The 12791-nt window shown below is 61.8% G+C and carries 14 protein-coding genes and 1 pseudogene; 3 read left to right on the forward strand and 12 right to left on the reverse strand.

The window, feature by feature from the left end; all coding sequences use genetic code 11:
* From A9762_RS06595 to A9762_RS06620, 6 genes and pseudogenes are all read right to left on the reverse strand, one after another.
* Nucleotides 1-167, reverse strand: a pseudogene (locus tag A9762_RS06595) (branched-chain amino acid ABC transporter permease); the annotation flags it as partial.
* Nucleotides 168-319: 152 nt separating this feature from the next.
* The gene (locus A9762_RS06600; protein WP_069341243.1) at nucleotides 320-1360 is read right to left on the reverse strand and encodes a GTP-binding protein; all 1041 of its coding nucleotides are present in this window, start codon (nucleotides 1358-1360) and stop codon (nucleotides 320-322) included.
* Nucleotides 1350-2960 carry an amidohydrolase family protein gene (locus A9762_RS06605; protein ID WP_069341244.1) on the reverse strand — a complete coding sequence of 537 codons (1611 nt, stop codon included), beginning with the start codon at nucleotides 2958-2960 and terminating at the stop codon, nucleotides 1350-1352. Before A9762_RS06605 ends, A9762_RS06600 begins: the two co-directional genes overlap by 11 nt.
* 18 nt (nucleotides 2961-2978) lie before the next feature.
* On the reverse strand, nucleotides 2979-3950 hold the full coding sequence (locus tag A9762_RS06610) for a DMT family transporter (RefSeq protein WP_069341245.1): 972 nt from the start codon (nucleotides 3948-3950) through the stop codon (nucleotides 2979-2981).
* Nucleotides 3947-4573, reverse strand: coding sequence for a GAF domain-containing protein (locus A9762_RS06615; RefSeq protein WP_069341246.1), 627 nt, complete (start codon nucleotides 4571-4573; stop codon nucleotides 3947-3949). Before A9762_RS06615 ends, A9762_RS06610 begins: the two co-directional genes overlap by 4 nt.
* Nucleotides 4574-4720: 147 nt before the next feature.
* Complete coding sequence (locus A9762_RS06620) at nucleotides 4721-5638, reverse strand: LysR family transcriptional regulator (RefSeq protein ID WP_069341247.1); 918 nt, start codon at nucleotides 5636-5638, stop codon at nucleotides 4721-4723.
* Between the two features lie 137 nt (nucleotides 5639-5775).
* Here A9762_RS06620 and A9762_RS06625 point away from each other — a divergent pair, with 137 nt between their 5' ends.
* Nucleotides 5776-6540, forward strand: coding sequence for an SDR family NAD(P)-dependent oxidoreductase (locus A9762_RS06625; protein WP_069341248.1), 765 nt, complete (start codon nucleotides 5776-5778; stop codon nucleotides 6538-6540).
* Nucleotides 6541-6701: 161 nt separating this feature from the next.
* Here the strand turns inward: A9762_RS06625 and A9762_RS06630 are convergent, their stop codons facing one another.
* From A9762_RS06630 to A9762_RS06645, 4 genes are all read right to left on the reverse strand, one after another.
* Nucleotides 6702-7361: a carbonic anhydrase gene (locus A9762_RS06630; protein WP_069341249.1), complete on the reverse strand. Its 660-nt coding sequence runs from the start codon at nucleotides 7359-7361 to the stop codon at nucleotides 6702-6704.
* A 129-nt stretch (nucleotides 7362-7490) separates the two neighbouring features.
* Nucleotides 7491-8132: a DJ-1/PfpI family protein gene (locus A9762_RS06635; RefSeq protein ID WP_069341250.1), complete on the reverse strand. Its 642-nt coding sequence runs from the start codon at nucleotides 8130-8132 to the stop codon at nucleotides 7491-7493.
* Between the two features lie 154 nt (nucleotides 8133-8286).
* Nucleotides 8287-8958 (reverse strand): helix-turn-helix domain-containing protein, encoded by a 672-nt coding sequence (locus A9762_RS06640; RefSeq protein ID WP_069341251.1) that lies wholly within the window; start codon nucleotides 8956-8958, stop codon nucleotides 8287-8289.
* Nucleotides 8959-9086: 128 nt separating this feature from the next.
* Nucleotides 9087-9527 carry a cupin domain-containing protein gene (locus A9762_RS06645; RefSeq protein ID WP_240493464.1) on the reverse strand — a complete coding sequence of 147 codons (441 nt, stop codon included), beginning with the start codon at nucleotides 9525-9527 and terminating at the stop codon, nucleotides 9087-9089.
* 296 nt (nucleotides 9528-9823) lie between these two features.
* On the opposite strand from A9762_RS06645, the gene A9762_RS06650 reads away from it, so the two are divergent.
* Nucleotides 9824-11089, forward strand: coding sequence for an MFS transporter (locus A9762_RS06650; RefSeq protein ID WP_069341252.1), 1266 nt, complete (start codon nucleotides 9824-9826; stop codon nucleotides 11087-11089).
* 130 nt (nucleotides 11090-11219) lie between these two features.
* Nucleotides 11220-11555 (forward strand): 4Fe-4S dicluster domain-containing protein, encoded by a 336-nt coding sequence (locus A9762_RS06655; RefSeq protein WP_069341253.1) that lies wholly within the window; start codon nucleotides 11220-11222, stop codon nucleotides 11553-11555.
* 35 nt (nucleotides 11556-11590) lie between these two features.
* Here the strand turns inward: A9762_RS06655 and arsH are convergent, their stop codons facing one another.
* Complete coding sequence (gene arsH / locus A9762_RS06660) at nucleotides 11591-12361, reverse strand: arsenical resistance protein ArsH (RefSeq protein WP_170836195.1); 771 nt, start codon at nucleotides 12359-12361, stop codon at nucleotides 11591-11593.
* The gene (arsC, locus tag A9762_RS06665; protein WP_069341255.1) at nucleotides 12361-12783 is read right to left on the reverse strand and encodes an arsenate reductase (glutaredoxin); all 423 of its coding nucleotides are present in this window, start codon (nucleotides 12781-12783) and stop codon (nucleotides 12361-12363) included. The genes arsH and arsC overlap by 1 nt, the downstream gene beginning before the upstream one ends.
* Nucleotides 12784-12791 lie beyond the last annotated feature (8 nt).

Consider the following 12791-nt stretch of genomic DNA (forward strand, 5'->3'; position numbering starts at 1 on the left):
AGGTTGATGGTGGACAGCGCGACCATCGCGCCGATCATCATCACGTCGGCGTGGGCAAAATTGATGATGCCCAGAATGCCGTAAACCATCGTGTAGCCCAGTGCGATGATCGCGTACACGCTACCCAGCACGAGGCCGTTCAAGATTTGTTGAGCAAAAATATCCATACGAGATTTCTTGTGGTTGATTTGGACGATGCAGCACGGCTGCGAGAAGGCCTCTGCTGCTCCACTCGTGGATTGCGACGGTCGAGGACCGCGACTATCGGAAGTCGGGGATGAGGAAACGTGTCATTGAAAAAGTGAGAAGCGCGCAGGATTCAGCGGGAGCGCGAAAGAAAAAGAGGACGCGTGAAACGAAACCCCACATCGCCGGGGGACACGGCGCTCGAAAGCGTTGACACGTCAGGTGATGGCAGATTCGTCGGGATGGCGAGTAGCTCCCTTGCATCCGTGTCCACCGTGATGACGACGATCTGCGAGCGCGGCGCAAGGGATGCGATGCGCGTCGGTCGATCGAAATGCTGCCCAACGCCCTGCACAAGCACTCCATCGGCACATTCAGCGACACGAACGATGCCCTTGACGCGAAGCAATCGCCCTTCCAGAAACCCGGCGACGTTTTCCATCCAGTCAGAGAACGCCTGCCAGTCGAGCGGTGCGTCCCACGACAAGGTGAATGCTTTTACGCGAGCATGACCGCCGGGTAGCCCCACGCGCGTCATGGCGGGGTCCATGAGCATCGGCGCCACGGACGGATCTTCCGAAAAAGCGGCCGTAGCCCTGCGCTCCCGGTCGTGCTCGACGACGCGATGGGAAAGTGGCGCCAGCAGATCGATCTCGGCCAGCGCATGCGATCGTTGCGCCGCGTCGCACAAATCGAGCTTCGTAACGACGACCGTGTGAGCGCCGCAAACCTGCGCCGCCAATAGCGGGAAGTCATCGCGGCTGACGAGATTATTGGCGGCATAAGTGGTCACGACACGAACTCGCATGCCGTATGACGCCAGGGCAGACAGTCCTCGCATGACTGCGCCAGGATCGGACAGTCCGCTACATTCCAGAACAATGCGCGAAAAGGCTTGATCCGTCGTCGCGCGACGCGACGCAATCAACGACTCCACAGTGAACTGAAGGTCGTTGATGAGACTACAGCAGACGCACCCGTTGCCCAGCGTAGCCATCGGCACACCGTCGTGAGCCGCCAGAATCGCGCCGTCGATGTTCACTTCGCCGATGTCGTTGACGATGACCGCTGTCCCGCTGTCCGCTCCCTGCCTGAGAAACTCGGACAACAACGTCGTCTTACCGCTGCCAAGGAACCCGGACAGAATGACGAAGTCCGTGAGGTCAGATGCCATCCCGTGCCTCCCGGTCTTTCGCCTGAGCGACCATCGCTTCGACGTCCGTCAGCAATTCGCCGGTATCGAACACGACCCCGTCTTTGATGGTGTACCTCAGACAGCGATGCCAGACGCCCGCCTGACGCGCTTCGTCGAGCCGTAGCGCACCGGTTCCGTAGAGCTGCTTGAAATCGTCGAGAGGATTCGTATCGTGCACGAGCAGGTCCGCCCGCTTGCCGACTTCCACGGTACCGACACTGTCGTCGATACCGAGCAGCTCCGCGCTCGATTGGGTCGCAGCACGCAGCACTTCGTGCGGGTTGAATCCGGCCTCCTGAAGCAACTCCAGCTCTCGAACGAAGCCGAATCCGTAGACCTGATACATGAAGCCGGAATCGCTTCCTGCGCAAACACGTCCTCCGCGGTTCTTGTAGTCCCGCAGAAAGTGCATCCAAAGCCGGAACGTCTCGCGCCAGTCGACCTCGTTCTGCGTGCTCCATCGATACCAATAGGCACCGTGGCCACCGCGATGCGGCTCGAAATAGCGCATGAGCGTCGGGTCGGTGAACCGGTCGTGCCAATCCGCGCGACGGGTGCGCATGAGATCACGATTGGCGTCGTAGACGTTCAATGTCGGCACGAAGGTGTGTTTCGCGGAAAGAAAGGCGTCCAGCACGTCGTTCCACTTGGCGCTCCCGGGCTTCGCCGCCTGGAGGAACGTGGTCCCGGCGGTTGAGAAGCGCAGATACTCGTCGTTGTAGTGATAGTCGGCGGGAAACGACTGCACGGTGCGATCGTCGAACAACGCTTCGGGAAGTCCGTACGAGTGCTCGGAACTGGTCAGCCCCCAGCGCGCCGTGGTCAACGCATTCATCCGGCTCACGGCAAGCGTGGCGTGATGGCAGCAGGTTCGCAGCCCGGCCGCACACGCTTCGTCCAGCGCGGCTTCCATGACGGCTGGCGGCGCGCCGAAGAACTTCACACCATCGGCGCCCGCCTCGGCGACGCGGCGAATCCATTCTCGGGCCTGCGCCGGTGTGTGAATCGTCTTCAGATAATCGTTGATTGCCGGGAAATAGGCATAGGCGTAGAGATTCGGCGCGGCGATCTGATGATCCAGAGACGCCTGTTTCTGCGCTAACGTCCACGCCAGGCCGTTAAAGCACCCGGCCTCGCGGATCGTCGTCACGCCGTGTGCCAGCCAGAGCTTGTAGACGTAATCCGCACTCGGCATGACACCGCGAGCGGCGTGAAATGGCGCGCCGATGTGCGCGTGAGCGTCGATGAATCCGGGGGTGACGAACTTACCGTGACAATCGATCTCGAAATCCCCCGGTGCGGGGCGCCTCTCCGGCTTGATGGCAAGCCCCGGCGCCCCCACGCTGACGATGTCCGCAATGACGCCGTTCTCGATGACAACGTCGACGAATCCCCAGGGGGGTGCGCCGGTGCCGTCGATCAGCGACGCGCCTCGGAGAATCAGCCGACGGTGTGGGCCGACGCCCCGGTCGCGAGAGGTCGCGGGAACTACGCTTGGCAGTTTGTATTTGGCAAAGCCCGCGACGATTTCCTCGCCAATGGCGATCTGACGCGCGGCGCCATGTTGATTCGAGTTCATGATGTGCTTTCGCGAGGGTTAAATCGTCTTCCGAACCTGCCGATCGGCACGGTTGCCGAGGGCGACGGCAATGCTGACCAGAACGGCGCCGACAAGCGCCGCCGGTTCCACCCCGCGCCCCAGAAAGAGACCGACGAACAAGGTCGACGCAATGGGAACCGCGTAAGCCAGAATCGCAATCTGGTTTGGACGGCCGCGCTTAATGGCGAAATCCCACATGTAAAACGTGCCGCCCAGAGGGCCGAGCGCAAGAAAGGCAAGCGTTGCCCATTGGCGCAAGCTCAGGTCGGCAAGACCGAACATCGACGTCGTGCCATCGCCCCCTGAGCCACTCTGTAGTCCGGCATGTAGTCCAAGGGCGAGCCCCCCGGCCAGCACACAGTACAAAGCCACCGTCGAGGTGGGCACCGAACAGCGCTTGCGAGACCAGACCGTGTAGTAGGCCCAGATCAACCCGGAAACGCCCGCGAGCGTGAATCCGGCCCAGGTGCTGCTGGAAAATGCGGGGCCGGAGATCATGCAGGCCGCCGCGCCCGCGAATCCGCACAGAGCGGAAAACACATGCAGGAGGGAAATCCGGTACTCCCTGAGCATGACCGGCGTCAGAAGAATGATGAAGAGGGGCCAGAGATAATGCAGAAGGCTGGCGGCAACCGGGTCAGCCCATTGCAGGCTCAGGAAATAGAGGGCGTGATAGCCGAACATCGAAAGCGAGCCGACCAGCACGGCGCGCCAATCGAGCGAACGCCATTTCACCCAAGGCAAGCCGATGAGTCCCCCGCCGGTGAGCGCGATGCCCGTGGTCAAAAGTGGTGGTACCGCACTGAGACTTACGACCGATACCGCCAATGTGCTCCAGATCAGCAACGTCAGAATAGCGACCATGAGCGGCAGGGCGTCGGCATGGACTTGCGGCGAGCTCACGACCTTGATGGGCGAGCGGTCAAAGGCGCGCTCATCCATCAACTGTCGCGCGGCTTCCGGGCTCATGTCGCATCCCCTTGTCCCAGCGCAAAGACGCCAGCCATCAGTGGCGCCAGGCGCTCGACCTCGGCCAACGCGGCTCGGTCGATCTCCGTCGCATCGAAAAGCAGCGCAAAAGCTCCGATCGTGCGGCGACACACGACGATGGGAATGTTGACCAGCGTGCGAACGCCCAGCGACTCCAGCAGCGCGTAGTCGGGAAAGAAGTGTTTCAGGGGCGCTTGACCGGAGGCGATCAGCGTTTTCTGCTCAATGAGCACATGCTGTGCCCAGTCGCTGCCCGAGAGGTGTTTCCACCCGCCTACCGGATATGCCGTGGGGACGGTGGAAAACACGCGGCGTACGTCGCCCGGCGATCGATCAGCCGTTGCATTCGACGCGTCGGACGCACTGCACACCAGCGCCGTGGCGTGAATGAACGGCAGTAGCGGATTGACGATAGCGTCCCACGCCTGGAACGCCGCAGTTGTCGACGCCGCTTGCCGGATTTTCGACAGTAACGCCTCGGCAAAATCCTCGTGATAAAGCCGACGTCGAGCGGCAACTGCCGTCTCATCCGCATATCCGTTACGGGTGACGAGCGTGCACGCGGATACCGCGCTTGCGAATGCGAACTGTCTCCTGTTCACAGAATCCTCCTCGCTTGGAATTTACGTACGAGGATAGGTATTCAAAAAAACAGGTACATCAAACACAACGTACGAGGTTCGGCGCTCCGATTCGTACGGTTCACACAGATTGTCGACGCGGCGAGCCCGAATTCCCCCGCGTCCGCCCTACTTCGGCCACCGCCAAACCGGATCCGAAAGATGCGCCGCAAAGTAGTCCGACAGCGCCGCCACCTTTGCCGGGCGCGCTCTTGCCGATGGCGTGACGAAGTACAAGCCACCCTTGGTGAGCGACCAGTCGGTCAGCAGCGCTTCGAGGCGTCCGTCGGCAAGATATTCACCCGCCATGAACTCGGGCAACTCTGCGATGGCGAGACCGTCGAGCAGCATCGGTAGTAACGCCTCGGAGTTGGTCACACGCAACGGCCCCCTCGGGCTGATGGCCTCCTCTTCCCCCGCGTCGTTCGTGAAACGCCACACATCACTGCGGGCGCGGTACGCGTAAGACAGGCATGGCCGATCCGCAAGTTCTCGCGGGTGCACCGGCCGCCCTTCCCGCTTCAGATACGCGGGCGACGCCACGACGAATTGCGTCACCGCGCACAACCGTCGGGCGACCAGGGACGAATCCGGCAGCGCGGCAATACGTAGCGCGGCGTCAAATCCGTCCGCCACGATATCGACCGACGCATCCGACAGGTGCAAGTCGATAGACACCTCGGGATACGCCCGGAAGAACCCCGGTAGCAGCGGCGCGACCCAGCGCAGCCCGAACGCCATCGGCACCGCCAGACGCACCAGCCCTCGCGGCTTCACCGACATCTCCCTGGCAGTGCTTTCCGCCTCCTCCGCCTGACGGTAAATCTCCCCGGCCTTCTCGCAGATCGTCCGGCCGAACTCCGTCAGCGAAAGCTGCCGCGACGTACGGTTGAAGAGCCGCGCGCCCAGCCGGTCCTCCAGCCGCGCAACGCCACGCGACACCGTCGCCACGGATACCCCCATCGTCCGCGCCGCCGCCGCGAACGATCCCTCCTCGGCAACCTTCGCGAACATCGCCAATCCTTCGAAATCAGGTAGCTTTGCCATTCGCCCTCATCATTTCATTTTTGCAACGTTTGTTTGCAATTGATTCTATTTCGAAAAGATCGGGACGTCGATATTCTCCTTTCATCGCAGCACGCAACACCTCGCGCGCTCACTCACTGGATGGAAGGAGAAACATCATGGCAAGCAAGCTCGACGGCAAGATCGCACTCGTTACCGGCGCCAGCAGCGGGATCGGCCTCGCCACCGCACAGCGTTTCGCGGCAGAAGGTGCACACGTCTATCTCACGGGACGCCGTCAGGCAGAACTCGATGCCGCAGTCGCCGGCATTCGCGAAGCCGGCGGCAGCGCCACGGGCGTCAACGTCGATTCCACGAAACTCGATGAACTCGACGCGCTCTATGCGCAGATCGACAAGGAAAAGGGACGTCTCGACGTGCTGTTCGTCAACGCCGGCGGCGGTTCGATGCTGCCGCTCGGCGCCATCACCGAGTCGCACTATGACGACACGTTCGATCGCAATGTGAAGGGGGTGCTGTTCACCGTGCAAAAAGCACTGCCGCTGCTTGCCGAAGGCGCATCGGTGATTCTCACGGGGTCGACCGCGGGTAGCGCAGGCACGGCGGCATTCAGTGTGTATTCGGCGTCGAAGGCTGCGGTGCGCGCCTTTGTCCGTAGCTGGATTCTCGATCTCAAGGACCGTCGGGTGCGCGTGAACACGATCAGCCCGGGCGCAACCCGTACACCGGGTCTGCTGGACCTCGCCGGCAACGACGCCGCCCAGCGACAAGGCCTCGCCGATTACCTGGCCGCGCAGATTCCGATGGGACGTCTGGGTGAGCCCGGCGAAATCGCCAGTGCCGCCCTGTTCCTAGCATCCGACGACGCGAGCTTCGTCAACGGCATCGAATTGTTCGTCGACGGCGGCCAACAGCAGATCTGAAAGCACTTCGGGCGTGGATGCCATCCTTGCAGATCGCATTCCACGCCCGAAATGTCTGGCGCCCATCACGGACACCGCTTGACCGACACTCGCCCGCGACTCGCCTTCACGGCAATGACTCCGGCATCGCCTGAAAACGCGGACTTGCGGGCTAATCCGACTTAACGCCCGTCGAGATTGCGCGACGTCACCGCCACGGTCGTCGGCGAATCCGCCAGCGAGACGAATTGACGCGTTGCGCCGTCAAGCGCTTCGATGCCGCCAGTTTCGATGTCGTAGACCCAACCGTGCAGGTTCATGCGCCCCTGCTCCAACGCCAGCGCCACGGAAGGGTGCGTGCGCAGGTTGGCCAACTGCGCAATGACGTTCTCCCGCACCAGCCCGTCGAGCTTGGCATGCGGCGTATCGAACGAGTGCGCTGCGTTGATCACTTTCGCAGCATCCGCATGGCGCAACCAGTTGGCGACCGCCGGCATATGGTCCAGACACGTGCACCGCGAGATAGCCCCCATCGCCCCACAGTCGGAGTGACCGCAAATCACGATGTCTTTGACGCCCAGCACGGCGACCGCATATTCAACGGTCGCGGAAACACCACCGGGCTCAGGGCCGTACGACGGAACGATATTGCCCGCGTTGCGGATGACGAACAGTTCACCGGGCTCGCGCTGCGTCAGCAGCTCCGGCACGACGCGGCTGTCCGAACATGTCACGAACAGCGCTTTGGGGTTTTGGCTTGTGGCGAGCTGTTTGAAAAGCTCGGCACGCTGAGGATAGGCCTCACGCTGAAATCGCAGGAAGCCGTCGATGATGTCACGCATAGCGAATCTCTGAGTTAAGACGCCGACACAGGCGTGCCCCAGTGCGCGAAGCAACGTCCGGCCTGCCGACGGACGCCCATTATCGCCGATCTCTGCGAAAGGCAAAATGGCGTCGCATCATCAGCCCTGTTATCGGCTCTGCTCGCCCGACGCGTCAACGATGACGGGGAGCCGTGCCCGATTGGCCTCCCACGACGCCGCATATTCCATGATCCGCGCCGTTTCCTGCGCCACATCGCCCCCGAGAAAGCGTTGCAGCAGATACAACGTCGTGTCGATCCCCAGCGTCACGCCCCCGCCGGTGACAATTTGCTCCTCATCGACGACCAGCGCCTCGGTCGACTCGATACCGAAGCGCTCACGCAACACTGTCAGCGGTGGCCGTTCGGCGGGCGTCACCTCGAACTTGGTCGTCGCGCGTTTGCCGTCGAGCAAACCCGCTGCCGCGAGAATCATCGCGCCGGTGCACACACTCGCCACCACCTCACCGGCAGCATACCGACCTCGGATGAAATCGAGCATCGGTGGATGTTGGGCCTGCGCCTGCCATCCGGGACCGCCCGTCACGATCACTACGTCCACGGGCGGCGCCGACGCAAAGTCGTGATCGACCTGCACGGTGAACCCGTTTTGCAACGTGAGCGCGCCACCCTGCTCCGCGACCGTGAAATATTCAAGTTGATCGGTCACACGGGTCGCCATGGACAACACACCCACCACGGCAAGATCGATCGGCTCAACAGCCTCATACAGCACTACGGCGACTTTCAATTGGCATCTCCCAGGAGAAATCGGGGCAAATCATTGCGAATAAAATTCGGATTCCGAATTAAATAAGAGAATTTCCACCGCACACATCACCCCAACCTCCATCGTCGCCCACGTCCGGCCATGGCATCCATGACCTGAACGCGGGCCTTGCCGGTCAGTGCTCGTCCGCCTCGCCCTCAGCCGCCCCCTGCATGACGACCATCGCTTGCGCCTCGCCTTCCAGGCTGTAGCCACGATGCGGCAGACTGGAGTCGAAGTAGATGCTGTCACCGGCTTCGAGCGTATAAATTCGCTTGGCGTCGCCCAGCATGACCTCGAACGCCACCTTGCCCGACAGCACGTAGATAAACTCCTCGCCCGCGTGCTGAAAGAACTGGTCGACGTCGCCCGACGCCGGGAAGGTGAACGCAAACGGCTCCATCAGCTTGTTGGCGCGCTTGTGCGCCAGACTGACATAGTCGTACCCGAACGCCGAACCGCCGCGCGTCACAGGCTTGCGCTCCCACTTGTGCACCACGGAGACACGGGACTCGTCCAGCCGGGCGGACGTGCTGGTGACGTCGTCGACGAAGAAGCAGCTCAATTCCTGCCCCAAGGCCCGCGCGATCTTCGCCAGCGATGCGATGGGCGGCGCCTTGCCACCGTTTTCGATCCGGGAAAGGTATCCCTTCGTGAAACCGGAAAGCGCCGCCAGCGCTTCGAGCGTCAGTCCCTTTTCCGTGCGAAGCGCACGCAGTCTGCGACAAACGGCCTCTTCATCATCGTTGAACAACTCGCCGTTGGTTTCGATGGAACGGATGTGTGCTGCGGTCTGTTTCTTGGTCATATTCCAGTGTGTGCCCGGATTCCAGGAAGCGCGAACAGCGCACCCTGTCTCGAAGGTGCACCGTTCAACGCCCCGATTGTAACCCTTTTGGGAAACTCCAGGCACCACACTGGTGCTGATGTTTCCGATCAGTACTTCTTATTCTCGAAACCAGCGACCGCATTGAAGAACGTATTCGGCTTGCGGTAGACGGCGAGAAGCAAGCACCCTTCGTCGGAATGGGTCTCGTGCAACGACCCCGGCACGCGATACACGTACTCACCTGCCCGGCAAACCCCGTCGTGATCGTAAAACGACCCTTCGAGCACGAAACTCTGCTCGATCTCCGGATGACGGTGAAACGGCAGCGTCGCGCCCGGCTCCCACTTCAGCAACACCGTCATCTCCCCTTCCTGATCGTTGCGGTACAGCACCTTCATCCAGATCTTGTCGAACTGGGACTTCTGCCACTCCATCGACTTCGGGTCAACGTACACGGACCCACCTTTCGTCGGTTCCAGCTTTCCCTGCAAACGCTGGTTGAAATGTTTCGCAGGGGTGTTCTCTGCCATCGCTTCAATCGTGTCCATAGCTTCGTTTCCTTGACTGGATGAATCGCCCCGCCTGTGCCGGCGAGGGGTTAGCTGCACTGTACGTCCGTGTTTCCTGATAGGACATCAGTGTTTACGATTATGAAACTATTTTTGATTTGTTTTTTATCAGGGCTACGCTTGTTTCATGTTTGTGTTCCTCGGGCAGGACCGAAGTCCCGCGTCAAGACGGCGCATTCATTTTTTGGAGAAGGGAAATGGCACTTACGGGCGTAGAACACCTGGACTCGCTACAGACGGCAGCCAGCCGGACGGCCGCCGCCGAGCGATCTCGAATGCGAACCATCATGTTGTCGAGCGTGATCGGCACGACGGTGGAGTGGTATGACTTTCTGCTTTACGGCGCAGCAGCGGCCCTGATTTTCAACAAGCTGTTCTTCCCCGCGTTCGATCCGCTGGTGGGGACGATTGCGGCGCTTGCGACCTTTGCCGCCGGCTTTGTCGCACGGCCGCTGGGCGGCGCGATTTTCGGGCATTTCGGCGACAAGCTCGGGCGCAAGACCATGCTCGTCATCACCATGTTCATGATGGGCGGCGCCACGTTTCTGATCGGCTTGCTGCCGACGTACGACCACATCGGCGTGTGGGCACCGCTTGCGCTGGTCTTCCTCAGAGTGATTCAGGGTATCGGGCTCGGTGGCGAATGGGGTGGCGCGGCGCTGATGGTGATCGAGCACTCCCCACCCGGCCGACGCGGACTCTACGGCGCCATCGTGCAGGTGGGATTTCCGCTTGGCATCGTGCTATCGACCGCCGCGTTCGCGCTCGTGAGCCGATTGCCCGACGCGCAATTCCTCACCTGGGGCTGGCGTCTGCCGTTCATGGTCAGCATCGCGCTCGTCTTCGTCGGTCTGCTGATCCGTCTGCGCGTGACCGAATCCCCCGAATTTTTGCGTGCCATGAAGGACGAGCACGCCATTAAGCTCCCGCTGGTCGAGGTCTTCCGGTCGTACAAGCGCAGCCTGTTCATCTCCATCGGACTGAAGGTGTCGGAAGTGGCGTGGGTTTACCTACTGTCCGTATTCGTCGTGATGTACGGCTCGCAGGTCGTGGGCATTCCGCGCGACGTCATGCTCAACGGCGTGCTCATCGCCGCCGTACTGGAGTTCGTGACGGTGCCGCTCGCCGGATGGCTCTCCGACAGGATCGGCCGGCGTCCGCTGTACTTTTTCGGCGCATTCTCCACGATCGTCGCTTCGCTGCCGCTCTTCTATTTCGTTCAGACGGGCAGCCACACGGCCGTCATCGTCACGATGGCCGTCTGCATGAGTCTGGGGCACGCCACGCTATTCGGGCCGCAAGCCGCCTTCGTTCCGGAACTCTTCGGCACGCGTGTGCGATGCAGCGGCGCCTCGCTGGGTGTGCAGATCGCCGCCGCGCTGGGCGGGGGGCTCACGCCGATGGCCGCCACCTGGCTGCTCGCCAGGACCGGACACATCGAATCCGTCGCCGCACTCATGGCAGCGCTCGGGCTGATCACGCTGGTCGCCACGTGGGCCGCGCGTGAAACCTATCGGGAGAATCTTTCGGAAACGCCGTAAGTGATCGGGGAACGCTGACCAGATGACGCTGGCAGACGAACCGCCTGCGATGGTCCGTCGATTGCGACGGCCATCGCGCTAGCGCTTGCGTGCGCGCCCCCCATGCGCCGCGCGATTGAGGAGACACGCAATGACTTGCGTCGTAACAGAACCTTGCATCAAATGCCGCTTCGGGGACTGCGTTTTCGCATGCCCCGTCAGCGCCTTTCACGTCGGGCCGGAATTCGTGGTGATCAACCCGGCCGTGTGTGTCAATTGCACGACTTGCGTCATCGTCTGCCCGGTAGGCGCGATCGTGCCGGACTATGAGCTGCGCCCCGATCAGAGGTGGTTTGCCGAGGAAAACGCCCGGCTCGCCGGCGTCTATCCGCAAGCCGACGAACCGGTCACACCGCTGCCCGATGCCGAAGCGTGGGCGCTCAGGACGGACAAGAAAGCATGGCTCGCGACGCCACCGGGCAAATAACGCAGCGCCATCCTTGTCGCGGCCGCACGGGTGCGTTATTCGGCGTTGCTTCCGCCAGCGTCGCTCGTTTGCGCGGCAGCCTCATGACGCATGGCGGCTGCGGCCAGCGACGCTGCAACCGCAGGCGCAGCATCCTTTCGTTCGCTGTACCGGTCAGTGAGGTATTCGCTCCGGTCTCTGACCAGCAGCGTGAACTTGTAGAGCTCTTCCATGACGTCGACCACCCGGTCGTAATACGGCGACGGCTTCATGCGCCCATCCGCATCGAACTCCTGATACGCCTTGGCCACGGACGACTGATTCGGGATCGTCACCATCCGCATCCATCGCCCCAACACACGCAGCGCATTCACCGAGTTGAACGACTGCGAACCGCCGCTTACCTGCATGACGGCGAGCGTGCGTCCTTGCGTGGGACGCACCCCGCCCATCTCCAGCGGCAACCAGTCGATCTGATTCTTGAAGACCGCCGTCAACGTGCCATGACGCTCCGGACTGCACCAGACCTGCCCCTCGGACCACTCGGAGAGCCTGCGCAGCTCCACCACCTTGGGATGATCGGCCGACACGCTATCGGCCATCGGCAAACCGGACGGATCGAAAATGCGCGTCTCCGCACCGAAACGGCGGAGAATCCGCTCCGCCTCCTGCACCAGCAACCGGCTGTACGACGTGGCTCGCAACGAGCCGTAAAGCAGCAGGATTCGCGGCGGATGAGCGCTAGGGGGCACCGGATTGAGCTTGGAAAGATCCGGCGTATCGAAGACGGATTCTCTGACATTCGGCATATTCAGCAGGTCGGACATCACGCAATCCTCCGTCCGTCGGCGTCCACAACCGGCTGACCATCCTCTTTGACGAAGGCCCCCTTTTGCGGCGACGGCAGAATGTCGAGCACCACTTCCGACGGGCGACACAGCCGCACGCCCAGCGCCGTCACCACGAAGGGCCGGTTGATGAGGATGGGATGCGCGAGCATGGCGTCGAGCAGCGCATCGTCGGACAGCGACGGATCACCCAGCCCCAACTCGGCGTATGGCGTGCCTTTTTCCCGAATGGCGTCGCGCACCGTCAGGCCCGCATCGTGAATCATCGATTGCAGTGTGCTGCGGTCCGGCGGCGAACGCAGATACTCGATCACCGTGGGCTCGATACCGGCGTTGCGAATCATCGCCAGCGTGTTACGCGACGTCCCGCAATCGGGATTGTGATAAATGGTGACGGACATGGTGCTTT

The organism is Pandoraea sp. ISTKB (assembly GCF_001721285.1).
GTDB classification, from domain to species: Bacteria; Pseudomonadota; Gammaproteobacteria; order Burkholderiales; family Burkholderiaceae; genus Pandoraea; species Pandoraea capi.